This window comes from Algoriphagus kandeliae (assembly GCF_004571135.1).
GTDB classification, from domain to species: domain Bacteria; phylum Bacteroidota; class Bacteroidia; order Cytophagales; family Cyclobacteriaceae; genus Algoriphagus; species Algoriphagus kandeliae.
Map to the genome: position 1 here is coordinate 497,095 of NZ_SPSB01000002.1, position 23,020 is coordinate 520,114.

The 23,020-nt window shown below is 41.8% G+C and carries 24 protein-coding genes; 6 read left to right on the plus strand and 18 right to left on the minus strand.

Going from position 1 to position 23,020, the window contains the following annotated elements:
* Positions 1-62 precede the first annotated feature (62 nt).
* Positions 63-1,100: a hypothetical protein gene (locus tag E4S40_RS06785; protein WP_135072501.1), complete on the plus strand. Its 1,038-nt coding sequence runs from the start codon at positions 63-65 to the stop codon at positions 1,098-1,100.
* Positions 1,101-1,292: 192 nt separating this feature from the next.
* Here the strand turns inward: E4S40_RS06785 and E4S40_RS06790 are convergent, their stop codons facing one another.
* The 9 genes from E4S40_RS06790 to E4S40_RS06830 form a co-directional block, all read right to left on the minus strand.
* Positions 1,293-2,759, minus strand: a complete 1,467-nt coding sequence (locus E4S40_RS06790; protein WP_135072503.1) for a glycine--tRNA ligase — start codon at positions 2,757-2,759, stop codon at positions 1,293-1,295.
* Between the two features lie 188 nt (positions 2,760-2,947).
* Positions 2,948-3,409 carry a hypothetical protein gene (locus tag E4S40_RS06795; protein WP_135072505.1) on the minus strand — a complete coding sequence of 154 codons (462 nt, stop codon included), beginning with the start codon at positions 3,407-3,409 and terminating at the stop codon, positions 2,948-2,950.
* Positions 3,410-3,857: 448 nt separating this feature from the next.
* A complete protein-coding gene (locus tag E4S40_RS06800) occupies positions 3,858-4,379 on the minus strand; it encodes a hypothetical protein (protein WP_135072507.1) in 522 nt (173 codons plus the stop codon).
* Positions 4,380-4,800: 421 nt separating this feature from the next.
* The gene (locus E4S40_RS06805; RefSeq protein ID WP_135072509.1) at positions 4,801-5,355 is read right to left on the minus strand and encodes a hypothetical protein; all 555 of its coding nucleotides are present in this window, start codon (positions 5,353-5,355) and stop codon (positions 4,801-4,803) included.
* Positions 5,356-5,600: 245 nt separating this feature from the next.
* Positions 5,601-6,134: a hypothetical protein gene (locus tag E4S40_RS06810; RefSeq protein WP_161971781.1), complete on the minus strand. Its 534-nt coding sequence runs from the start codon at positions 6,132-6,134 to the stop codon at positions 5,601-5,603.
* The gene (locus E4S40_RS06815; RefSeq protein WP_135072514.1) at positions 6,115-6,708 is read right to left on the minus strand and encodes a hypothetical protein; all 594 of its coding nucleotides are present in this window, start codon (positions 6,706-6,708) and stop codon (positions 6,115-6,117) included. The genes E4S40_RS06810 and E4S40_RS06815 overlap by 20 nt, the downstream gene beginning before the upstream one ends.
* Positions 6,709-7,083: 375 nt before the next feature.
* Complete coding sequence (locus E4S40_RS06820) at positions 7,084-8,793, minus strand: GMC oxidoreductase (protein WP_135072516.1); 1,710 nt, start codon at positions 8,791-8,793, stop codon at positions 7,084-7,086.
* A complete protein-coding gene (locus E4S40_RS06825; RefSeq protein ID WP_135072519.1) occupies positions 8,786-9,358 on the minus strand; it encodes a gluconate 2-dehydrogenase subunit 3 family protein in 573 nt (190 codons plus the stop codon). Before E4S40_RS06825 ends, E4S40_RS06820 begins: the two co-directional genes overlap by 8 nt.
* A 90-nt stretch (positions 9,359-9,448) precedes the next feature.
* Positions 9,449-11,479 (minus strand): alpha-L-fucosidase, encoded by a 2,031-nt coding sequence (locus E4S40_RS06830; protein WP_135072521.1) that lies wholly within the window; start codon positions 11,477-11,479, stop codon positions 9,449-9,451.
* A gap of 131 nt (positions 11,480-11,610) precedes the next feature.
* On the opposite strand from E4S40_RS06830, the gene E4S40_RS06835 reads away from it, so the two are divergent.
* Positions 11,611-13,854, plus strand: coding sequence for a TonB-dependent receptor family protein (locus E4S40_RS06835; RefSeq protein WP_135072523.1), 2,244 nt, complete (start codon positions 11,611-11,613; stop codon positions 13,852-13,854).
* Here E4S40_RS06835 and E4S40_RS06840 read toward each other — a convergent pair.
* On the minus strand, positions 13,851-14,171 hold the full coding sequence (locus E4S40_RS06840; RefSeq protein ID WP_135072525.1) for a Rieske (2Fe-2S) protein: 321 nt from the start codon (positions 14,169-14,171) through the stop codon (positions 13,851-13,853). The genes E4S40_RS06835 and E4S40_RS06840 overlap by 4 nt on opposite strands.
* 102 nt (positions 14,172-14,273) lie before the next feature.
* Between E4S40_RS06840 and E4S40_RS06845 the strand changes: the two genes are divergently transcribed.
* Both E4S40_RS06845 and E4S40_RS06850 read left to right on the plus strand, forming a co-directional pair.
* Positions 14,274-15,020 (plus strand): hypothetical protein, encoded by a 747-nt coding sequence (locus tag E4S40_RS06845; protein WP_135072527.1) that lies wholly within the window; start codon positions 14,274-14,276, stop codon positions 15,018-15,020.
* Positions 15,021-15,222: 202 nt separating this feature from the next.
* Positions 15,223-15,603, plus strand: a complete 381-nt coding sequence (locus E4S40_RS06850) for a GxxExxY protein (RefSeq protein ID WP_135072529.1) — start codon at positions 15,223-15,225, stop codon at positions 15,601-15,603.
* Between the two features lie 171 nt (positions 15,604-15,774).
* Here the strand turns inward: E4S40_RS06850 and E4S40_RS06855 are convergent, their stop codons facing one another.
* From E4S40_RS06855 to E4S40_RS06865, 3 genes are all read right to left on the minus strand, one after another.
* Positions 15,775-16,917 (minus strand): cysteine desulfurase family protein, encoded by a 1,143-nt coding sequence (locus E4S40_RS06855; protein WP_135072531.1) that lies wholly within the window; start codon positions 16,915-16,917, stop codon positions 15,775-15,777.
* Between the two features lie 25 nt (positions 16,918-16,942).
* Positions 16,943-18,337 carry a phosphoglucosamine mutase gene (glmM, locus tag E4S40_RS06860; protein WP_135072533.1) on the minus strand — a complete coding sequence of 465 codons (1,395 nt, stop codon included), beginning with the start codon at positions 18,335-18,337 and terminating at the stop codon, positions 16,943-16,945.
* Positions 18,338-18,399: 62 nt separating this feature from the next.
* Positions 18,400-18,630, minus strand: coding sequence for a hypothetical protein (locus E4S40_RS06865; RefSeq protein ID WP_135072535.1), 231 nt, complete (start codon positions 18,628-18,630; stop codon positions 18,400-18,402).
* A gap of 72 nt (positions 18,631-18,702) precedes the next feature.
* On the opposite strand from E4S40_RS06865, the gene mazG reads away from it, so the two are divergent.
* Positions 18,703-19,503, plus strand: a complete 801-nt coding sequence (mazG, locus tag E4S40_RS06870) for a nucleoside triphosphate pyrophosphohydrolase (RefSeq protein WP_135072537.1) — start codon at positions 18,703-18,705, stop codon at positions 19,501-19,503.
* Between the two features lie 15 nt (positions 19,504-19,518).
* Here mazG and E4S40_RS06875 read toward each other — a convergent pair whose 3' ends face one another.
* Positions 19,519-20,736, minus strand: a complete 1,218-nt coding sequence (locus E4S40_RS06875) for a voltage-gated chloride channel family protein (RefSeq protein WP_237563142.1) — start codon at positions 20,734-20,736, stop codon at positions 19,519-19,521.
* 116 nt (positions 20,737-20,852) lie between these two features.
* Here E4S40_RS06875 and E4S40_RS06880 point away from each other — a divergent pair, with 116 nt between their 5' ends.
* Positions 20,853-21,743: a TIGR01777 family oxidoreductase gene (locus E4S40_RS06880; protein ID WP_135072541.1), complete on the plus strand. Its 891-nt coding sequence runs from the start codon at positions 20,853-20,855 to the stop codon at positions 21,741-21,743.
* Positions 21,744-21,762: 19 nt separating this feature from the next.
* Here E4S40_RS06880 and E4S40_RS06885 read toward each other — a convergent pair whose 3' ends face one another.
* Genes E4S40_RS06885 through E4S40_RS06900 form a run of 4 tightly spaced genes read right to left on the minus strand, consistent with a single transcriptional unit; the run spans position 21,763 to position 22,937 of the window.
* The gene (locus E4S40_RS06885) at positions 21,763-22,263 is read right to left on the minus strand and encodes a DUF1648 domain-containing protein (protein WP_135072543.1); all 501 of its coding nucleotides are present in this window, start codon (positions 22,261-22,263) and stop codon (positions 21,763-21,765) included.
* Between the two features lie 6 nt (positions 22,264-22,269).
* Complete coding sequence (locus tag E4S40_RS06890) at positions 22,270-22,443, minus strand: PLDc N-terminal domain-containing protein (RefSeq protein WP_135072545.1); 174 nt, start codon at positions 22,441-22,443, stop codon at positions 22,270-22,272.
* Complete coding sequence (locus tag E4S40_RS06895; RefSeq protein WP_135072547.1) at positions 22,443-22,664, minus strand: PLDc N-terminal domain-containing protein; 222 nt, start codon at positions 22,662-22,664, stop codon at positions 22,443-22,445. The genes E4S40_RS06890 and E4S40_RS06895 overlap by 1 nt, the downstream gene beginning before the upstream one ends.
* Positions 22,665-22,673: 9 nt before the next feature.
* Entirely contained in the window at positions 22,674-22,937 is a 264-nt protein-coding gene (locus tag E4S40_RS06900) for a PLD nuclease N-terminal domain-containing protein (RefSeq protein ID WP_135072549.1), read from the minus strand.
* Positions 22,938-23,020 lie beyond the last annotated feature (83 nt).

The window sequence follows — 23,020 nt, forward strand, 5'->3', positions numbered from 1 at the left end:
TGCGAACTACCCTTTTTGTGCTAATAGGTTGAGTAACTTCCATATAGATAAACTATACAACTATGAAAGCATTCAACACAAATTTATGGTGGCTGGCCGTATTGGGCTTGACCCTAGGTGCCTGTAGTTATATGGGTCCTTATGAAACGGTTGACATGATCAATGAACAAGCTTCAGCCAAGTCGGAATTCAACTTGATTCCTATTGGTTCACAGAGGCTTTTAAACGCTCGAGAGTATGAAGGGGCTGATTGTGCCTCGGATTGTATCGTGGCTGGTACTGGTGAGTATTTTGTCAAAACTGATTCGAAAATAGCAGAAGGAGACGGTACAGGTGGTGGTGGCGGAGATCATGGTGGACACCATGAAGTAGGTACCACCGATACCCACGAAGAAGGAGGAGGTGGACATGATGGAGAAGAAGGTGAAGGGGGCGGAGTGAAGAAGGAAATCGTCTACAGAGCTTACAATACCGCTAGTGAATTTATCGTGGAGGTGGATTATAATATTCTGGCAGAATCAGGACATCCCAATCCAAAGACTACCATTAAAATCAGTATTAATGGTGACTTAGCGGAATTTAATGAGGTCTCTAAAGGCAGTACGGTGTCCCATTCCTTTCCTCTTGGGGATGACTGGGAAGCCTGTGATATGATGGAGTTTTCTGTGGAAAGTCATGGCGGTGGTCCTAAAGTATCCTGGGTAGATGAGACTTATTATCTCTTCGATATTTGTTGCGCACCTGCTTCATTGTCCTATCAAACAGAGGATAATCTGAACATCAAGTTTTTCTACAACTCTAGTGAGCCACTCGAGGATGCTGTGGTGCAATTCACTTTCCCACAAATAATGCCTTTGGGGGAAAATGGAACCTATACTGCACCGGATGGAAAGGTATATGATGTTAATTCAAAAGGAAAAAGCTCGGTATTAACCTGGATAGGTGATGTGCGATGTGGTCCTGGTAGGACTTCCTTCCAATTCTCCGTACTTCCAGACTGTAAAGCAAGTGGCAAAGCGGTGATTTGGACTAGTGCAACAGTCAACGGTGTTGACGTCAAGAACAAAATGACACCGAATATTGTAGCAGGCTGTAATTAAAATTTACCCTTTTCAATTCAAATCCCCTAAGGCTCCCTTGGGGGATTTTTCTGCTCTATCAAATGATTTCCAATCCCCGTTTAGCGGAATTTGTAATTCCGAAGAACAAAAAAAATGCTGCTTCCGGAAAAGCAGCATAGCTTATGACGATTGATTTACTTCCCCACTGATAGTGTCTTCACTAACAGCCAATCAAATCCTCTCAAAAACCCTTCTAAAGCTCGTCGCCTCTGCGATTCTGCCATGGAGTTCAGATATAGGAACTCGCTCCTGCTCGGTGGTATCCCGATGACGGATGGTCACCGTATTGTCTTCCAAAGTCTGATGATCCACTGCGATACAGAATGGCGTTCCGATTAGATCCTGACGGGTATATCGCTTTCCGATAGAAGCTGCCTCTTCGTAAATGATATTGAAATCATACTTCAAAAGCTCTACGATTTCCTGAGCTTTTTCTGGCAAGCCATCCTTTTTTGTCAAAGGAAGAATAGCTGCTTTTACTGGAGCAACTGCTGGGTGGAACTTCAGGTAAACGCGAGTTTTATCCTCGGTTGTCTCCTCAGTGTAAGCATTGCAAAGGGTAAGCAAGAACAAGCGATCTGCTCCGATTGAAGTCTCAATCACATACGGAATATAGTTCTGATTGACCTCCGGATCGAAGTATTGCTGCTTTTTCTTGGAGTATTCCTGATGGGATTTCAAGTCGAAGTCTGTGCGTGAGTGAATTCCTTCCACTTCCTTAAATCCAAATGGAAACTCATACTCAATATCCATAGCCGCATTGGCATAGTGAGCCAATTTCTCATGGTCATGCTTTCGGAGCTTTTCGGCAGGAGTACCCAAGGCCAAGTGCCATCTCATCCGAACATCTGCCCATTTCTGATACCAGTCTAGTTCGGTGCCAGGGCGAACGAAGAACTGCATCTCCATCTGCTCGAATTCCCGCATACGGAAGATAAATTGACGGGCGACGATCTCATTTCGGAAAGCTTTCCCGATTTGGGCAATCCCGAAAGGAACTTTCATTCGAGCTGTTTTCTGCACATTTAGGAAATTCACAAAAATCCCCTGTGCAGTTTCAGGACGCAGGTAAATGGTAGAGGCATCGTCAGCCACAGAACCTACCTGAGTAGAAAACATCAGGTTGAACTGGCGTACATCGGTCCAATTGGAGGTGCCACTGATAGGACAGGTAATGCCTTCATTGATGATCAAATCACGGACACCCGCCAAGTCTTCTGCCTCCAACAAGCGAGCTAAGGCAGCAGTCAATTGCTTGGCTTCATCAACTTTCCCCTCATTCTCCAACTTGGCAGCATGCTCTTCCACCAAGACGTCAGCACGGTAGCGCTTTTTGCTGTCCTTGTTGTCGATCATGGGATCATTGAAGGAATCTACGTGGCCGGAAGCCTTCCAGGTAGTTGGATGCATAAAAATAGCCGCATCAATTCCCACGATATTTTCATGGACGCGGGTCATGGTTTCCCACCAGAGACGCTTCAGGTTGTTTTTCAACTCAACCCCATAAGCCCCATAATCATAGACCGCCTGTAGGCCGTCGTAGATTTCCGAACTGGGGTACACAAACCCATACTCCTTGGCATGGGCAATTATATCTTTCAATTGGGCGTTTTCCGCCGGATTCGCTGTCTTTGCCATAGGGCGCAAAATTAAGGAAACAAATTGATTTGGAGGATGAAGGGAATGAAATTGATAATTCAAGTTTTATTTGGTAAAAAATAAAAAAGCCCAAATCTCTCTCGACTTGGGCCATTTTTTAAATTCTGGATTTTCCATTCAAATATCTCTATAGGTAAATTGCCCAAATGGATCCCCTAAGTAGAATTTTACTCTATTCCTCCAGTATATATATTCACTTCATAAGCAGTAAACTCAAACTCCGGTTTAAGTGACCCTTTTACCAAATACTCATCTTGGTAGATAATGTAATATTTATCAAAACTCAAGGAAAACCAATCCATATAGTCCATCTCAGAGTCAAACCATACGTTCATTCGTTCTAATTCTTTTCTAGAAATCAGTTTATTTTGGTGGTCTATACCATGAAAAACCTTAATATTTAGATTAGGGTCATCGAAGGGGGGATCAAAATTTTCTCGTACGAAATAGAAGTCTTTTGTAAAGTCATTTCTAAAACTAGCAATAATAGTATTCCTATTATTTCGATCGAAAATTATAACCAATTCATTTTGAATATTTAGTGGCGGAGATGTTGGAGGAGTACCAGTTTTTTTTTCATCACAAGAATAGAACAAAAGTATAATCATTAAAACGTTTAAATTCTTCATGACTAGTTTAGTTGCATTCATCGGTAAGATTAAGATCAGCCCCACTGGGATTAGAATAGGATGGATTTATAAAAAGACGTTGACTAGGTGTAGTTTGTAACTACCCCTCTCTATCAATACAAATTTGTAATTGGACATGGTCTAAGCGGATAGGTTTTACGGCTGGATACCAATTAAAAATTGGTTAGGATAAGAGGGTGGAATTGCAAATTCCACCCAGCCTCAACTGGAATTTCATAGCCTGTTGAAGAGATTCTACGCCCAGATGGGGAGGATGAAGGGAGGGAAATTGATAATTCATGTTTTATTTGGTAAAAAATAAAACAGCCCAAATCTCTCGACTTGGGCCATTCTTAATTCTACATTTTCAATTTATCATTTCTGACTTTCCGTAAACCGGAAATTTATTTTTACTTGGCTAAATAGGATATGAACTTAACGGATAATCTTAATTTGTATTTTTCTTTTTCCTTCTTACCGAGTCCACTTCTGGAAGGGGAAGCAAATTTAATGGTTCGATCACATCATCCGTACTGGCAGTTACGTCGAGGTTGACTTCATAGAGGGTAAATTCATAACCATTCAAAAACCGCTTTTCAGAGCAGTAATCTTCAGGTATAAGGATAAAGAATGAGGTGTCTTTTAACTTACTAAGGTTTTCCCAATTTTTTTTGCTTAATCCAGAAGAAAAAATCGGGAGGCCTTCTAATAAGTCTGAGTATTTCAATTTTATGGATGAAAGTCTCTTGTCATCAGCAAGCCAGACATGTGAAAAATTCACCTCAAAGACTTCTTCAAATAATTTTTTATCAAAGTCCTTATACAAAAAGAACATATTTTTTTTGTCCAAAAACCCACTTCTTTTCCAGTTTATACAATCATCTAGAATTAGATAAACTTCCTTTTTTGCAGGTAAGTGCTCATTAAAAGGAAATACTGAGAAAAAGAAAAATATAACTAATCTATACATGATTTTGATAATAAATCTTTGGCAGTTGTTAAATCCCCCACTGGGATTAGAATAGGATGGATTTATAAAAAGACGTTGACTAGGTGTAGTTTGTAACTACACCTCTCGATCAATACAAATTTGTAATTGGACATGGTCTAAGCGGATAGGTTTTACGGCTGGATACCAATTAAAAATTGGTTAGGATAAGAGGGTGGAATTGCAAATTCCACCCAGCCTCAACTGGAATTTCATAGCCTGTTGAAGAGATTCTACGCTCAGATGGGGGTAGTCAAACCCTAAACTTCCTCCTGTTGGTCCATATTTTTTATCCTAATTGTAACGATTTCAGCCAAGCTGATTCCTGAACATCTTCAATTAGGCGCGTTTCAAACATTTTAGTAAAAAGCCATCCCTAATTCTGGATGGCTTTCTAATCAAATTAATCAGTGATAACTACATACAACGGGATAGAGCATTCATAGACCCATTCTCCTTTTTCATTCTTTTTTTGAACTTCTAAACTTTCTGAATTGGGATATTTAAACAATACAAAAGAGTAGTCTCCTATAATGATCGGCTCTGTAAGGGACAAATAGGGTTCCTCTGTCAAATCTTTGACCAAAACAAATCTTTTTCCCAGCTTCCTAGGATTAAACTCTTTGACCTGAATATTCCGTACATGATCGATTACTTGATCGATGGATTGTTCTAGTTTGGAATCCTCAAATGAGCAAAGTGCAATGCCCCAATCCTCCCTGTAGTAGTCCCCATACAATAGGTGGACCCAGGATTTGTAATCGATTGTCTGAAAGAAAATCCGCGTTTGATCTTTTCCGGAATTTCTGAATGCTCCTTCGATCACCTCATATTGTTCTTTTGTCAGCCTATCTTTTTGTTGAGCTTCGCAAACGAAAGAAGATCCGAGTAGAACAAGGAATACAAATCTATTAATTACATTTCGTACCATTTGCTTGATTGCTTCCAGATGCTTCATTTTTTAGAATTTGATCGATTTCAGCCCAGCTACTTCCTGATGGGATGAATGGTTTTGCTTCATCGATTAGTTGCGTTTTATCAGAAGGATTGACTAATCCTCCAAAAGCCATTTTGTAGTAGTAATCAAATGGCAAACTTCCAGCCGTTGGTCCATATTTTTTATCCCAATTATGAAAAAATTAGCCATGTAAACTAAGAAAGGCTGATACTTCTTAAGTATCAGCCTTTCTCAAGATTAGATATTTACTGCAAATCTGTAGGGAAATATATTCCACAGGCATAATCCCAGTTACCTTGGTCGTTTTTCTTTTGAACATTCAGCGCCTTCCCATAAAATGATTTTATAAATTGAAAAGAGTATTCATTTATAATCATGGGTTCGGAAATAGCAGAAACATTTTTGCCAGAAGTTTTTTTGACCTTGAGTTTAGAATCAAGCTCTTTCGAATTTATCTTTTTTGTTTCTAGGTTTAACATTTCATTTTTGAAATCTTTAAACTCTTGCTCAAATTCAGGATCATTGATTGAACAATAGCCAATAATCTCTAAATCCTCAAAATCACTAGTCCTAATAAAGTCCATCCACGATTCGTATTCAAGAGTTTTCTTGTTCAACCTAATCTGTTTTTCAGGAGAGTATTTAAAAACACTATTTATTACTAGATGCTGCTCCTTATCAAGTGATGTGACTTTTTGAGAATACCCATTTTGGAAACCTAAGGATAGGAAAAGAATTACTCCAAGTTTTAAATAAGTTTTAATTACACTTCTCACCATTTGCTTGATTAGTTCCATTTGCTTCGTTAAGTAAAATTTTCTCAATATCGGCCCAGGTGACTCCATCAGGAAGATAGGGTTTCGCTTCCATTATCAATTCACTAGTACCTTTTTTGACTAATCCTCCAAATGCCATTTTATAGTAATAATCGAACCCTAAACTTCCTCCTGTTGGTCCATATTTTTTATCCCAATTGTAAAGTGATACTGCCATGCCTAAGATATATTGACTCATTAGAGAATGATGGGCATCATTTATGATCCCTGGATATTTTCTACCATATTCAACAAGTAATTGATGAGTGTTCATGTCTGTGGCAGAATGATATAATGTTTGTTTTCTCAGGTAGGCATGGATCGTTTCATGAATAATTGTTCTAGCAATACTTAAAGATGTCGCGTTTCGTAGATAATCATCACTCAAAGTTATAGTGATGATACCATTTACAATAGGAGAAGTAGATCCTCCAGCCTCTGAACCTGTATTTCCATTTCGAATCCGATAGTCAAATTGTCCACTTTGTTCAAAGAGATCCAGCATTCCTGGAAAGATATCCAAGCTGCCCAGCCCCACTGGGATTAGAAAAGGATGGATTTATAAAAAGACGTTGACTAGGTGTAGTTTGTAACTACACCTCTCTATCAATACAAATTTGTAATTGGACATGGTCTAAGCGGATAGGTTTTACGGCTGGATACCAATTAAAAATTGGTTAGGATAAGAGGGTGGAATTGCAAATTCCACCCAGCCTCAACTGGAATTTCATAGCCTGTTGAAGAGATTCTACGCCCAGAGGGGGCAAAAGTGTTGTTCATAAAATTTTAGATTAGTTGGTTGATTAAAAGATAAGTCAATCTAAAACTTAATCTATAATTGTCAAATTTTTTTTATCCAAAAAAGCCCAAATCTCTCGACTTGGGCCATTTTTAATTCTACATTTTTAATTTATCATTTCTTACTTTCTGCTACCGCATGGTGTGCTGCTCTCGCGGCAAAGGCCATGTAGGTTAGGGATGGATTCTGTGTAGACGTGGAAGTCATAGAGGCTCCATCTGTCACATAGACATTCGGCACGGCATGCAGCTGATGATTTGCATTGAGAAGGGAAGTCTTTGGATCCTTACCCATTCGAACGCCACCCATTTCGTGAATATCCAAACCAGGAGCCTGCTTACTGTCATTTGACCGGATATTGGTGAAGCCTGCTTTGGTAAACATCTCCGTCATCTGCTCAATGTAGTCCTTGACCATTTTTTCATCATTGTCATCGTAATCCACATTGATTTTAAGTTGAGGCATGCCCCACTCATCTTTCAAGTTCGGATCGAGCGCTACATAGTTGCTTTCCTTTGGGATGGTTTCGCCCATCATATGCGAACCTACCCGCCAAGGGCCATATTGATTTGGATTGAGAATGCTATTTTTCAAATCCATACCGATTCCGCTTGTATCCGTACCTGTCCATCGACTAGCAGAGAATCCAGCTGCATATCCTCGGAGAAAATCGGTCTCCTGTTTGTACACATTTCGGAATCTAGGGAAATAGCCGCTCGTTGGTCTTCCTCCTGAAGTAGTATATTCTGAATGACCCTCGTATTCTGCTGAAACTCGGGCTCTGTAGTTGTGGAAAGCCACATATTTTCCAAGCAAACCATTGTCATTGCCGAGACCATTCGGGAATCGGCTTGAGGTAGAATTCAATAAGATTAGGTTGGAGTTTAAGGCAGCGGCATTAAGGAAAATCACATCCGCATAAAACTCCTCCATTTCTTTGGTTAGGCGGTCAATGATTCGAACGCCGGTGGCCTTTCCTTTTTCTTCATCATAAATAATCGAATGAACGATGGAATCCGGCCTAAGTGTCAAGTTGCCAGTTTTAAGTGCCCATGGAATGGTGGAGGAATTGGAACTGAAATATCCACCAAATGGACATCCACGCTGACATAGATTTCGGTTTTGACAAAGCGCTCTTCCTTGCTGAGCATAGAATTCCGCATTGCCATGAATATGTGCACATCGGGCAGAAATCATATGCCTATCATTGCCATAATGCTTTTTCAACTGCTCTGCGAAGTACTTTTCCACGACATTCAGCTCATAGCCTGGTAAAAACTCCCCATCTGGCAGGTGTGGTATTCCATCCTTATTTCCGGATACCCCTGCGAATTTTTCCACATGGCTGTACCAAGGTGCAATATCCTTGTAGCGAATCGGCCAATCGACTGCGAATCCATCTCTAGCAGGACCCTCGAAGTCAAAATCAGACCAGCGCTGTACCTGTCTTGCCCAAAGCAGGGATTTTCCCCCGACCTGATAGCCCCGAATCCAGTCAAAAGGCTTTTCCTGCACATAGGGATGCTCCGTGTCTTTTACGAAAAAATGCATGGCATCTTCCCGAAAAGCATAGCAACGGCTCACTACTGGATTTTCCTGTTTGATTCTCTCCGGAATCTGCCCCCGATGTGGAAATTCATAAGGAAGCATGTTTGTCGTAGGATAATCTTTAATATGCTCCACATTACGGCCACGCTCCAGCATGAGGGTTTTGACACCCAAGTCACAGAGTTCTTTGGCAGCCCAGCCACCGCTGATTCCAGAACCGATCACGATGGCCTGATAAGTTCGCTCTTGTTTGCTTCGAATATTGAGATTAGCCATTGACACGAGGTTTTTGAAGGTCAGAAATCAATACAGCACCATTGTATTCTCCTGGGATAAGGGAATAAGGCACCACTTCGGTTTGGATGTACTCAGAGGCCATGTAGCCTTGTATGGTGAAGCGCTTGGCGGAATTCACAAAATAGGAGATGTTGCCATTTCTTTTACCAGCTTCTGTTTCATCTCCTTCCAATTTGGCAGCATTCAAAATAAGTTGTTCCCGCTCTTTGGTGCTTAGGGCATCGAATTTTTTACCGCTTTGCTCCTGTACAAAATCCGGAAAAGCATTTAGCCCTGCGGAGAATTTTTCCTGATTTTCGGAGGTAAAGCAGTCATTCACCATCACCAAGATGAAATCATGAACCTCTAGGTCTAAGGCTCCTTTTATTTCTCCGGCAGGAATTATGGTGTCTGAAATAGCTCCCAAAAGTGCTTTTTGGGAAGAGGTGATTTTTAGATTGTCGTAGGCGGCTAGAATATCTTCTTGGCTGAAATCACAGGAAGGAATCAGGGCAAGTCCTCCGGAAATCAGAGCAATATGCCGCAAAGCATGTCTTCTGTTCATTAGGTATTGGGTTTAAAGCAATCGTTTTAAAAAGTAGGGATTTTTCAAGCAAAATCCCAGATCATCACCATTACTGGCAGAATTCATTTTTTATCGGGTCAAAACACCTAACTCCCCAACCGTAGCCGAGTTGCCATCGGCTGTCTTCAAAGCCTGGAGTTTGATAAACTTGGCTTCTGTTGGATCAAATCGGATAAACTGTTCGATAGGGCTATTGACTACATTTGAAAATTCACCGCTGCTGATTTTCTTCCAATTTTTTCCATCCAAACTTACCCAAAAGGCATATTCGGTGATATGACCACTTGGGTAGCGGGCTTGCATGGGTAGATAGGTGAACCCTTCAATCGTTAATTTTTCTCCTAAATTGACGATTAGCTCATTGTCAGAACTTGTAAAATAAGTGGCTTGGTTTTCATCAATGGCTCGCTCTCCGGAACTTTCCCATTTGGCTTTGGCTACTTCCAAATCCTTCCGTGAAATCTCACTTTTTTGTCCGGAATTAGGATCAGCAGAAAGGACTTGAAGGGTAGCGGCCTTTTCCACGGGGAAGGGCTCCTGATAGGTTTGGCTAGGTTCAGAACCATCCAATGAATACCGAATTTCCAAGCCTTCGTCCGGTGACACCAAAGTCACCAAACCGGATTTTTCCCGCTTGATTTCTGGTGCCAATAGTAATTTGGGAGCAGAATAGACACCCAGCTCTGAGATTATGGGAATGTCTTTCCCATCCTCGAAACGAATTCGGATTTTTTGAGCGTTTACATCGGGAAATCGCAAAATCCGCTTGTAACCGATGGTTGTTCCCGAGGCGATTTTTTCCCAGGATCCATCCTTTTCAACTTCCAAAGAGAAGCTTTTTACTCGCTGACCTAGCGGAGTAAATTCCTGCAAGAGCAGTCGATTAAAGCTGATTTCTTTACCAAAGTCTAAATCCAGTAGCGACTCGATTTGTCCATCTGGGACGGTCCAATAGGTATTGTAATCCCCATCGATGGCTAATTCTGCCTCATAGCCTTTTCCACGTTCCAAGCTTGCTGAAATTTCAGCATCTTGAGCAAGATTTGTTTCAAAATCTTCCCGGACTTTAGCAGCGAATTGAAGGATGGCTTTTTCATCATTTTCATGGATCAGCCCTCGAGTATCTACCGGAAAGTTGATCAATAGGGAAGAGTTCCTACCTATGCTTTTGTAGAAAATCTCCATCAATTGGGGTAGGGTCTTCACTTTATGATCTTCATAGGCATGATAATACCAACCCGGCCGAATACTGACATCGGACTCGGCAGGAACCCAATGCGTTCCATTTTCCTGACCCGTGGCCCATTTATCAGAATACTCGGGCATTCCTGCATAGACGGAGTCTCGCATCAGGTTGGACCAGGTGCTTTCGTAAGCGAATCCATGTTCATTACCCACCCAACGCACATCTGGTCCAGCGTCACTAAAGAGCATGGCTCCTGGCTGCAGGTCGCGAACCAATTGATGGGTAGTAGGCCAGTCATAGTAGGTAAGTTTATCAACTTTACGCTCCTCATTCGCGCCGCCGTACCAGCCTGTACCCCCATTGGCTCCATCAAACCAGACCTCGAAAATATCCCCGTAATTCGTCAGTAATTCGGTCAGCTGATTCCGCATGTAGGTAATGTATTCGGGCTTGCCGTAATCGGGGTGATTTCGATCCCAAGGAGAATAATAGATGCCAACTTTTAATCCGTATTCTCGACAGGCATCCGCAAACTCCCGGATCAAATCTCCTTTTCCATCTCGCCAAGGGCTATTTTTCACGGAGTGCTCGGTGTAGGCCGATGGCCAAAGGCAAAATCCATCGTGATGCTTGGCGGTAATGATTAGCCCTTTCATTCCAGCTTCGGAGGCGATTCTAGCCCACTGCCGAGCATCAAGAGCAGTGGGATTAAATTGCTCCGGTTTTTCATCTCCAAATCCCCATTCCCGATCGGAAAAGGTATTCATATTGAAATGGATGAATCCATAAAATTCCAATTCCTGCCAGGCGATCTGTCGCTCATCCGGAATTGGAGAGACAGGGTTTGGTGGTGCAGCTTTTTCTTGGCAAAAAGTAAATAGGAGAAGGACAAGAGGAAGCAGTTGTTTTTTCATGGTCTGGATTTAAGGAAGCATTCTAAGAAATTTCGAAGGATTTGGAAAGGAAAAGCAGAATTCAAACGGGCTTTTCTGCCATTTGGCAAATTCATGAAACTAATGCTATTCATTCCTTGTATTTTCAGGGTATGAAAAAATTGCTACCTCTTCTGTTGGTTTTTGTTTCATGGTCAGCCTGGGCTCAAGTTACGCTTACCGTCCGGGATGGATTGACATTTAGTCCGCTTTCGGAGGTTTTGGTTCGTTTGGAGTCCGGCGATGAATTTCGAACGGATCGACTGGGCCAGGTTACTTTGGATCAATCGACTCCACTAGAGGTCACACTTTTTAAGGAAGGCTATGAATCATTTTCGGGAAGCATCACAGTAAATGAAAAAAATATTTTCCTATTTCCCCTTAGCATTTCACTTTCGGGGGTCACTGTAAGTGCTTTCGAAACCGAGCGTCCACTTTTGGAGCAATCAGCCTCGATAAGTCTGGTCGGGGAGTCGGATTTCTTTCGATTCAATGAAACCTCAATTGTCAACGCCTTCAATACCAAGCCTGGAGTACGGATAGAAGAAAGAGCCCCGGCCAGCTACCGAGTATCTATTCGGGGAAGTTCGCTTCGAGCTCCTTTTGGGGTTCGGAATGTGAAAGTCTATTGGACTGAAGTGCCAATCACTGCACCCGATGGAACGACAGCTTTGAATCTCTTGGACTTAAGTAATATTCGGACAGCCGAAGTGATTAAAGGTCCTTCGGGTAGCATCTATGGAGCTGGAAATGGAGGGGTGATCAATCTGCAAAGTCCAGCAAACCCTCAAACAGGATTAATCACTTCAGAATGGCTTTCCGGTTCATTTGGACTAAATAAAGGCCGATTTGCTATAGCCCAACCGATCGGTAATGGTGGCCTGGAAGTTTCTATAGTGAACCAGGAAAGCGAAGGCTATCGGGAGCATTCGGCAGTGGATCGGACAGTCTTTCAAGCAGGGGGATTTTTCCCGATCAATGAAAAACAAGAAATTCGAACTCAGCTGCTAATTTCGGATTTGGATTACCAGATTCCAGGGGCCCTTAATGCCGATCAACTGGCAGAAAATCCAAAGCAAGCTCGTCCCGGTTCGGTAGCCCAAAACAGCTCCATTTCTCAACAGTCCGTTTTAGCCACCTTTGGTCATAGTTACCATTTCTCTGAAAAGGCTGAAAACAACACCACCCTCTATTTGAATACCAATGATTTTGAGAATCCTTTCATTTTGGATTACAAAAAGGAATTGGGTTTTGGCTATGGAGGAAGAACTCGTTTTATCTTCGATTGGGATTTGGCAGGGAAGCCTTTTCGGCTAATTGCGGGAGCTGAGTATCAGCAAAGCTTGACTGATGCACAGAATTTTGGTAATCGGGATGGAGTGGCGGATACCATTCGATTTGCGGATAAGTTGAAAGCAACGCAGGGATTTTTATTTCAGCAAGCTGAATGGGAATTGACTGAAAAATTCCTGTTGACACTAGGACTCAGTCAAAACTTCTCTTCCTTTGAAATTGACAGGCAGATTGATGCCAGTGGAGGAGCTACTGGATTACAGAAGCGGACTTTTGATCCTATTTTGGTTCCCCGATTAGCGATGAGCTACAGTTTGAATGAGTTTTCTGCTCTGAGAGCTTCCATCAGCAGCGGCTTCTCTCCGCCTACGATTGATGAAGTTCGGACCAATGAGGGAAGTTTGAACTTGGATTTGGAAGCTGAAAAAGGCACTAATTTCGAAGTCGGATACCGATTGGGGAAAGATCGCTTGAATCTGGACTGGACGGCTTTTTATTTTAGATTAAATGAAACTATCACCACCTATACGAATGAACAAGGGGTGGTGCTTTTCCGAAATGCTGGATCCACTGACCAGAAAGGAATCGAAGCAGCTATTGATTATCAAATTTTGCAGCAAAGAAATGCTAGCTTCGTTCGGGGAATCAAATGGGGATCAGCGTTTACAGGGCACTATTTCAAATTCAAGGATTATCAAAAAAGGGAAACTGATTACTCTGGTAACCAATTGACTGGAGTTGCTCCGAATACCTTGGTCAGTACTTTGGATTTTCGCTTTTCAGGAAATGTTTACCTGAATTTAACCCATCAATTTACCGATGAGATTCCTCTGAATGATGCGAACACGGTTTATCAGGATGCCTTTCACCTGATGAATTTGCGCATGGGATTCATCGAGCCGATTTCCAAAAAGGTTGATTTGGAAATCTATTTCGGGGTGGAAAATTTGTTGGATGAACTTTACTCCTTGGGGAATGATCTGAATCCATTTGGAGGGCGTTACTATCAGCCTGCCCCTGAGCGGAATTTTTATTTTGGTGCCAAAGTCAACTTCCGATATTAAATAGAGATCAATAATCCTTCTTCTGTTAATTGAGCAGGGTAGATGGGTAAATCTGGGCAAAGCCCTGCTTTCACCTGTCCTGTCTTCAGCTCAAAGCGATATTCATGTAAAGGACAGATGATTTCTCCGCTTCCATTGATTCGACCTTGAAGGAGGGAAGCACCTCGATGGGGACAGGAAGGATCAAAAGCAAAAAATTCCTCCTCAATTCGGATTACTCCTATTTCCTTTTCCCCTAAGCGAACGCGTTTGATAGTCAGATTTGGGAAGAGTGAAAGAGCTGAATCACGAGAAGAACCGAGTTGATAGTTTTTCATACTTGAGTTTATACAAAATTGAAAGAATTCCAACCGCTGAAAAGAAAAGGTTGGAATTCCAGTGTTTGTTTTGGTAATTTTCTACAAACAGAGATAAAAATCATGAGAAAATACCTTTTAATCGCTTTGACAATGCTCTTTGGCTGGGCAAATGCTCAGTCCATAGAGGGATCTTGGAAAATGACCCATCAAGATGGTCAGCCTGTGGAAGATGTGGAATACATCAAAATTTATCAGGACGGATATTTCGCTTTTGGAGCTAAGCAGGTGGCCGACAATCATTTCGTAGGTGCCGGAGGAGGGCCTTTTGAATTAAATGGGAATGATTACACTGAAACTTTGGATTTTTTCACCTTGGATCCATTTCAGGTAGGAACTGTCAATAAATATACCTTGGATTGGGTAGATGGAAAGATGGTAATATCCAGCGAGATCAATGGTAAAATGCTGGTTGAAATCTGGGAAAGGGTTTCTGATGAGAAGGATGATTTGACCGGAAATTGGGTGATCACAGGAAGAAAGCGGGATGATGAAATCCGTCGATCAACTCCTGGCGCTAGAAGAACGATCAAAATCCTATCAGGAGGAAGATTTCAATGGGTGGCTTTTAATTCCGAAACTAAAGAGTTTAGTGGCTCGGGTGGAGGAACCTATACAGCTGTTGATGGAAAGTACACAGAGAATATTACTTTCTTCTCCCGAGATGATTCCCGAGTAGGAGCTAGTTTGAGCTTCAATTATGAGGTGATCGATGGAGAGTGGCATCATAGCGGATTAAGCTCAACCGGAAATCCGATCTATGAGATTTGGACTCCGTATGCAATCGGATATCCAGGGGCGAAGAAGTAAAAAATCTAGGGTTTTCTCCCGCAGATTTTCGCAGATTTGTTACACGGATATTCCCAGATTTTTGAACTCAAAGGTTTATAAATCCTGATCAAATTTCTGTGTTAATCTGTGACCTTTTCAGTGGATATCTGTGGGAGACAATATTTAGTGTAAAAATTGGGTTAAGAACTAAACTTAATCCAACTATTTTTTAAATTTATTTATGCATGAAAATGAATTAACATTTTTGATCCGGGGAGCGATTTTTAAAGTTTATAATTCATTGGGGCCCGGACTTTTGGAATCAAGTTATGAGGCGGCTTTAGGATATGAATTAGTCCAAGAGGGGCTATTGGTGGAGCATCAAGTTGGTCTTCCTTTGATTTATGAAGAGTTAAAACTGAATGTGGGGTATCGTATTGATTTATTAGTAGAGAAAAAAGTAATTGTGGAGATCAAATCTCTTGAAAATCTCCATGAAGTTCATCACAAGCAATTACTAACCTATTTGAGACTTTCAGGGATAAAAGTTGGGTTGCTCGTCAATTTTAACACTACACAAATTGATAAGGAGATCCATCGGAAGATTAATGGTTACCTTTAGTCTTTATTAATTCCCCACAGATTTTCACAGATTTGGAGCACAGATAAGCTCAGATTTTATGAGCAAAAAAGATTAAGCATTCCCATCACATATCCGTGTTAATCTGTGATTTTTTCCGTGGATATCTGTGGGAGAATATGAAAATAAAAAAGAGCCTTCAAGGCTCTTTTTTTATGCTTCTACTGCGTAGAGTTCTTTTAGTTTCTCTATGGTGTAGTCAACCTCTTCTATTGTATTGAATCGGCTGAAAGAGAAACGAACAGAGTCTCTTTCAGGATTGTGGTTTAATGCCCGCAAAACATGAGATCCCACAGTAGCACCAGAACTACATGCAGATCCTCCAGAGGCAGAGATTCCCGCCAAGTCCAAGTTGAATAGCAGCATTCCGGCATTTGCTTCCGACGGAGGCATGCTGACATTCAATACGGTATACAGTGATTTATCCGTTTGCCCGGAAAGCCCATTGAATTCTACTCCAGGGATTTCAGCTTTCAACTTTTCGATAAAGTGCTTCTTAAGTGCTTTGATATGGGCTTCATGACCTGTCATGTCCTCATAGGCAAGTTCCAAAGCCTTCGCGATTCCGATAATTCCAATCACATTTTCAGTTCCACCCCGCATGTTTCGTTCCTGAGCACCCCCATGAATGAATGGATGGATTTTTTTGTCCTTGCGTACATATAAAAAGCCTGAACCTTTCGGGCCATGGAATTTATGTCCTCCTGCTACAATCGCATCCACAGGAAGATTTTTCAGATCATGTGCATAATGGCCCATAGTCTGCACAGTATCCGAATGGAAAAATGCTCCATATTCCTGAGCCAAAGATCCGATTTTCTGCAAATCATTGAGGTTGCCGATCTCATTGTTTGCATGCATTAAAGAAACCAAAGCATTCGGATACTTTTTCAAAAGCTCCTCTAATTGGTTCAGATCAATTTCACCTTTCGCATTGACATCCAAAGTGTGAAGTTGGATGTTTCCTTTTTGCTCACATACTTCTAAGGTATGCAATACCGCATGGTGTTCAAGAGGCGAAGTGATCGCATGCTTTATACCATGTGTTTCAATTCCGCAAACCAAAGCTGTATTATCAGCTTCTGTTCCCCCGGAGGTAAAGAAGATTTCAGAAGGTGTTGCATTGAGTAATTCTGCCACTTTTTTACGAGCTCTTTCAATTGCAGTACGCACTTCTCGGCCATGACTGTGAACTGAAGATGGATTTCCGTAATGATTTTTCATAAAAGGCAGCATGGCTTCGATTACTCGATCATCCATGGCCGTAGTGGCGGCATTGTCAAAATAGACCTTCATCTTTTCTTCGTTAATTGGGTTTAAATTAAATCAGGGAGGCGCTGATTACCTCTTTGATATCTAATATGATTTTTTTGGCTAAGTGCTCGGCTTTGGCTTCAGAATCGGATTCGGCATAGATCCGAATGATCGGTTCCGTATTGGATTTCCGAAGGTGAACCCACTCTTTGTCAAATTCGATTTTTACCCCATCAATATCGTTGATAGGCTGTTTTTTATACTTCTCTCTGATTTCATCGAGGATTTTATCCACATTGATTTCAGGAGTCAGTTCAATTTTATTTTTCGAAATGTAGTAGTTCGGATAGGTCGCCCGAAGACGGGAAATGGATTTTCCGAATTTTGCTAAATGAGTCAAAAACAAGCCGATACCAACCAAGGCATCCCGACCATAATGGGAGGCAGGATAGATGATTCCACCATTTCCTTCACCACCAATTACAGCATCAACTGCTTTCATTTGATTGACTACGTTCACTTCTCCCACAGCAGCAGCCGTATAATTTCCTCCTCGTTTTTCAGTCACATCTCGAAGTGCTCGAGTGGAAGAAAGGTTGGAAACGGTATTTCCGGGCGTCTTGGAAAGCACATAATCCGCCACAGCTACTAAGGTATATTCCTCCCCAAAAGGAGAACCATCTTCATTGATCAAGGCCAAGCGGTCTACATCCGGATCAACAACGATTCCCAAGTCGAAATTTCCCTTTTCAAGTTTATGAGAAATGTCTCGTAGGTTTTCAGGAAGAGGCTCAGGATTATGAGGGAAATGTCCATCTGGTGTGCAGTACATTTCTTCTACTACTTCCACTCCTAGGGCTTTCAAAAGTTTGGGGACAACAATGCCTCCAGTAGAATTCACAGCATCCACCACGATTTTGAAGCCTCTGGCATGGATTGCTTCCACATCCACCAATTCCAAGTCCAAAACATGCTGAATATGACGATCCAAATAATCGTCAATCTGAGTATAGCCCCCTAGTTTTTTCACCTCAGCAAAAGAAAAATCCTCATTCTCCGCTTTATCCAAGACATCTTTTCCTTCTGCGTCAGAGATGAATTCACCCTTGGCATTCAAAAGCTTCAAGGCATTCCATTGAATAGGATTGTGGCTAGCTGTAAGGATGATTCCTCCGCCTGCCTTTTCCATAGGGACAGCCAATTCGACAGTAGGCGTAGTGCTAAGACCCAAGTCGATTACATGGATTCCTAAGCCTTGAAGAGTAGCCGAAACTAATCGGGAAACCATATCACCGGAGATTCGCGCATCTCGTCCGATGACGACCTTCGGGTTTCCAGTTTTTTCCAATACCCAAGCGCCATAAGCCGATGTAAATTTCACGACATCAATAGGAGTCAGACCTTCTCCGGCTTTCCCTCCTATTGTCCCCCGGATTCCGGAAATTGATTTGATCAGTGACACGTACAGTAAATGTTTTTAAGTGAAAAATCGTAAAAAATCCTGCCAGAGGCAGGAGTGTGTTTTTATTTGAATTTTGCGAGAACCTTATCTACTTCGTTGTCGGGATTACCGCAGGAGCTATTTGCATCCACGGTTTTTCCGCAGTAGCTACAAGTTCCCCCATCTTTATTAAGGTAAGGATTTTGAGAGGCACAAGTGCCTTTAAATTCTCCGTTTTTCAAGAATAAGAGCCTTACTGACATCAATATAAAGAACAATGCCACAAAGCCCAGCGTGATTAATACAGTTGCCATAACCGATAAATTTGCACAAATTTAAAGCTTTACTTCGAAAACGACTACCAAATCAACTTAGTTTCCCGAATCATGTCAAATTTCAGTAACCGGGCCGAGCAATTGGCTGCATTTGACCGACTATTGACCATTATGGATGAGCTTCGAGCCCAATGCCCTTGGGATAGAAAGCAGACTACGGAAAGCCTTCGCCATCTTACCATTGAGGAAACATTCGAGTTGTCGGATGCGATTTTGGAGGGAAATCCAGAGGAAATCAAAAAGGAACTGGGAGATTTGCTCTTGCATATAGTTTTTTATGCGAAGATCGGTTCGGAGGAAGGTAATTTTGACATTGCATCCCTGACCCATTCTCTTTGTGAAAAACTGATTCGCCGGCATCCACATATTTATGGAGATACCCAAGCCAATGACGCAGATACAGTCAGTCAGAATTGGGAGAAAATCAAACTTAAAGAAAAGGGAAATCAGTCTGTCTTGGGAGGAGTGCCCAAATCTCTGCCTGCATTGATCAAAGCCATGCGAATTCAGGAGAAGGCTAGAGGTGTTGGATTTGATTGGGAAGAAAAACATCAAGTTTGGGAAAAAGTCGAGGAGGAAATGCAAGAATTCAAAAATGAATTTAATGCAGCCTCCAATGAAGAAATTGACAAAGAGAAAGCCACAGCCGAATTTGGAGACTTGCTTTTTTCTCTAATTAATTACGCGCGCTTCATTGATATCAATCCCGAGGAGGCTCTAGAGCGAACGAATTTGAAATTCATCAAGCGATTCCAGTATTTGGAAAAAGCTGCTAAGGATGCCGGGAAAAATCTCAGTGATATGACTTTGGCTGAAATGGATGTGTTTTGGAATGAGGCAAAGAAACTCTAAATCGAGCTGGAATTTTCAATAAAACCAACTCTTTTTCCACCCTAAATCCTGGGAGGAATAAATGCTCCCCTTTCCGCTGAAGACATAGGCAATTCCACAGGATAAGGCTAAAAATACACCAGCCTCTACCCCAAATAATTCCATCCCCATTACGGTGCAAGCCATGGGAGTATTGGTAGCCCCAGAAAAAACTCCCACAAATCCACATCCAGCTAATAGAGCTAATGGTAGAGGAATCAATCCGTGCAAGGCATTACCCAAAGTGGCCCCGGTGAAGAATAAGGGAGTGACTTCCCCTCCTTTGAAGCCTGCTCCAAGGGTAAATCCTGTCAAACCTGTTTTTGCCAGCCAGTCATACCATGGTAGAGGATTTTCAAAGGCTTCTACAATCCTCGGAATACCTAGCCCCAAATAAGTCGTACTGTCCGAAATCCATACAAATAAAGCGATCAGCAGTCCGCCTACGACCGGACGAAGAGGTGGGTAAGAAATGGTCTTGGAAAAAACTTTTGAAAAAAAATGAGAGGTCTCTCCAAAGAGTCTACCGGACAAACCAAAGGCAACTCCTGCGGGAATTATCCAAAATAAGTTGGAAAGGGTGTGACTCGGAACTTCCGAAATATGATAAGCCGTATGGCCTACTCCCCACATCGATTCGCAGACCCAATGGGCCACCCAGCCTGCCCAAAATGCCGGATAGATGGACTTCCAGCGAAGTTGTCTTGAATGCATCCATTCCAGAGCGAAAATTGCTCCGGCTAGAGGGGTTCCAAATACAGAAGCAAAACCTCCTGCAACACCTCCAATGAGGATTAAACGGCGATTTTCTGGTTCAAAACCTATGACTCGAGTAAGCTGATCAGCTAGAGAGCCGCCCATTTGGACGGCTGTACCTTCCCTTCCGGCAGAACCACCAAATAAATGTGTCAAAATCGTCCCAAAAAGCACTAATGGGGTCATTCGGAGCGGAATCGGGCTTTTATGCTCGTAAAGTTCGTCCAGCAGCAGGTTATTCCCTTTGATTGAGTTTTGACCGATTTTATAGTAGGACCAACCAATCAGAAATCCAGCAATTGGTAAGAAGGCAATGATCCAGATATGGCTTTCGCGATAGTTGGTTGCCCAATCCAAAGCGATAAGAAAAAAGGCTGATGCACTGCCAGCCAGAAGCCCAATTACCAGCCCTCCTATGAGCCATTGAAAAAAGTAAAGAGCAAATGATTTGATAGCCAAAGCAGGTTTTCTTTCTTGCAGCAGACAAATTAGGAATAGAAATTGAATTTTTAGAAATCAAATGGTCGGTTTCAACCAAAGCTTGACCAAATTGGTTATCAACACAAATCATAGAAATGAAAAATATTCTCATCACCGGAGGCTCAGGGCTGATTGGTCGTAGAATCACCCAATTACTCGAAAAAAAAGGGATGGAAGTGGCTTGGCTCAGTCGCTCTTCTCAGGGTCGGAAATCCTTCCAGTGGGATATTTCTAAACAAGAACTAGACCCGGAAGCTATGGAATGGGCTGATGCTGTCATCCATTTGGCGGGGGCTGGGGTTGCAGAAAAACGATGGACTCCTGAGCGCAAAAGGGAGATTTTAGATTCCCGAGTCAAAAGCACCCAATTGCTGTATAGTGCTATCGAGAGGGCCGAAAATAAACCAACTACCTTTATTTCTGCCTCTGCTGTAGGATATTATGGTTTCAATACTGGAGCTGCTTTGGTAGATGAAAATTCCCCAGCAGGCCATGATTTCTTAGCTGAGGTTGTTGTTGCTTGGGAGCAAGAGGTGAAAAAAATCGAAAATCTAAATCTTCGTACGGTTTTACTTCGAATCGGCATCGTCCTAGATGCAGAAGGAGGAGCTTTGGGTGAAATGCTTAAGCCACCGGTTGCCGCACCTTTGGGAAATGGCGATCAGTGGATGAGCTGGATTCATATCGAGGATTTGGCTCGGATGTTTGTATTTGCCTTGGAAAAGACTACCCTACAGGGTGTCTATAATGCCGTTGGGCCACATCCAGCAACTAATCAATTGCTCACTCTGGAAGCAGCTCGAGCCAAGGGGAAACCTTACCTAGGAATTGGAGTTCCTGGATTTTTGCTCAAGCTAGTTTTGGGGGAAATGGCCGCTATGGTTTTGGGAGGAAACCGGGTTTCTAGCCAAAAAATCCAAAAAGCTGGATTTGATTTTGAGTTTGAAGATTTGAGAGAGGCTTTAAAAGATTTGTTTTCCAGATAGCGGAAAAAGAAATGGGGGGTTAATCAGATTTTCTTTTGAGAGAAAGGAAAATATAGACCCCTAAAACAAAGAGTATTGTTCCACCTAGCCAAAGGGCAAAGCTTAAACCTAAATCGATGCTTCCTGAAAGCGCCGCTTGAATTTTCTGGTGAACTATATAAAGGAAACTACCCAAAATAATTACCGACAAAAGGCCTAACATTCGGACAGCCAATAAATATTGTTTTTGGGCATTTTTTGTAGTTATTTCCACTGCATAGTTAAAAATATGTGGGGATTTTTTGAGGAAAAATAAGGCAATGAAAATCCCAATTCCCAAAACTGGTAATCTCCAAAGTCCATATTTTGATCCATACCCGTCTGGAAGACCATCGGCAGAAAAATGAACAGGAATCTGATCGGGAAGCTCTGATAATTTGATTATTGGGAGTGTGATTAATGCCACTAATAAGAGGACATTTATCCCATCTAGTATCCAATCTAGAATACCTTTTTCCAGTTGAATGATTGGCCTATCCACGGTTTTTTATAGCCGTTTTCCTCTACCAATAACAAACCAAAGTACTGTTCCTAAAAAGGGAACGAGAACTACGATCAAAAGCCAAATTAGCTTATCTGTTTCATTGGCAAATTTGCTTACAACCACATCATAAATGGTGTAGGCGTAGATAGCAAGTCCGATGAATCCTAGTCCAAACATCAGAAGGAGTATTTTTTACCGTTGCTTCCTATCAAGATGTAAATGATAGGTCCTATACCTTGAGCAAAAATCAAAATCAATACCCAAATCAGTTTCATGTTTGGGTCTTTAAACTCAGAGCGTAGCACATCCACCAGGCAATACACCCAGAAAATGAAGTAGAAAATGCTGATAAGAAATAGGATTAAAAATCCACCTCCGATATTTTGAATAAAAACCATATTTGAATTTTAGTTTAAGGTTCGATTTGAAAAATTAGGTTGAAATTTCCGCTTCTCTTTGGTTGCTCTTGCCAAGGATAGGTAGATGAAGACACCAAAAGGTTGAGCGAATAAAATGATGAGTAACCAGATTAACTTGTCATGCGGGCTTCTGAAATCACTTTTTACCAAATCAATCAAAGCATAGACCCAAAAAAACAGATACCCAAATGCGATAATAAATCCCGATACCTGCCAAATCAAAAGTCCATTTCCAGGTGTGACTAAATCCATTGCGTTTCTTCAGTTATTTTTACCATTGTTCCAAAATAGCTTTTTTTGCGAAAAATAAGTAAGAATTTAGTCGGAAGTTTAAC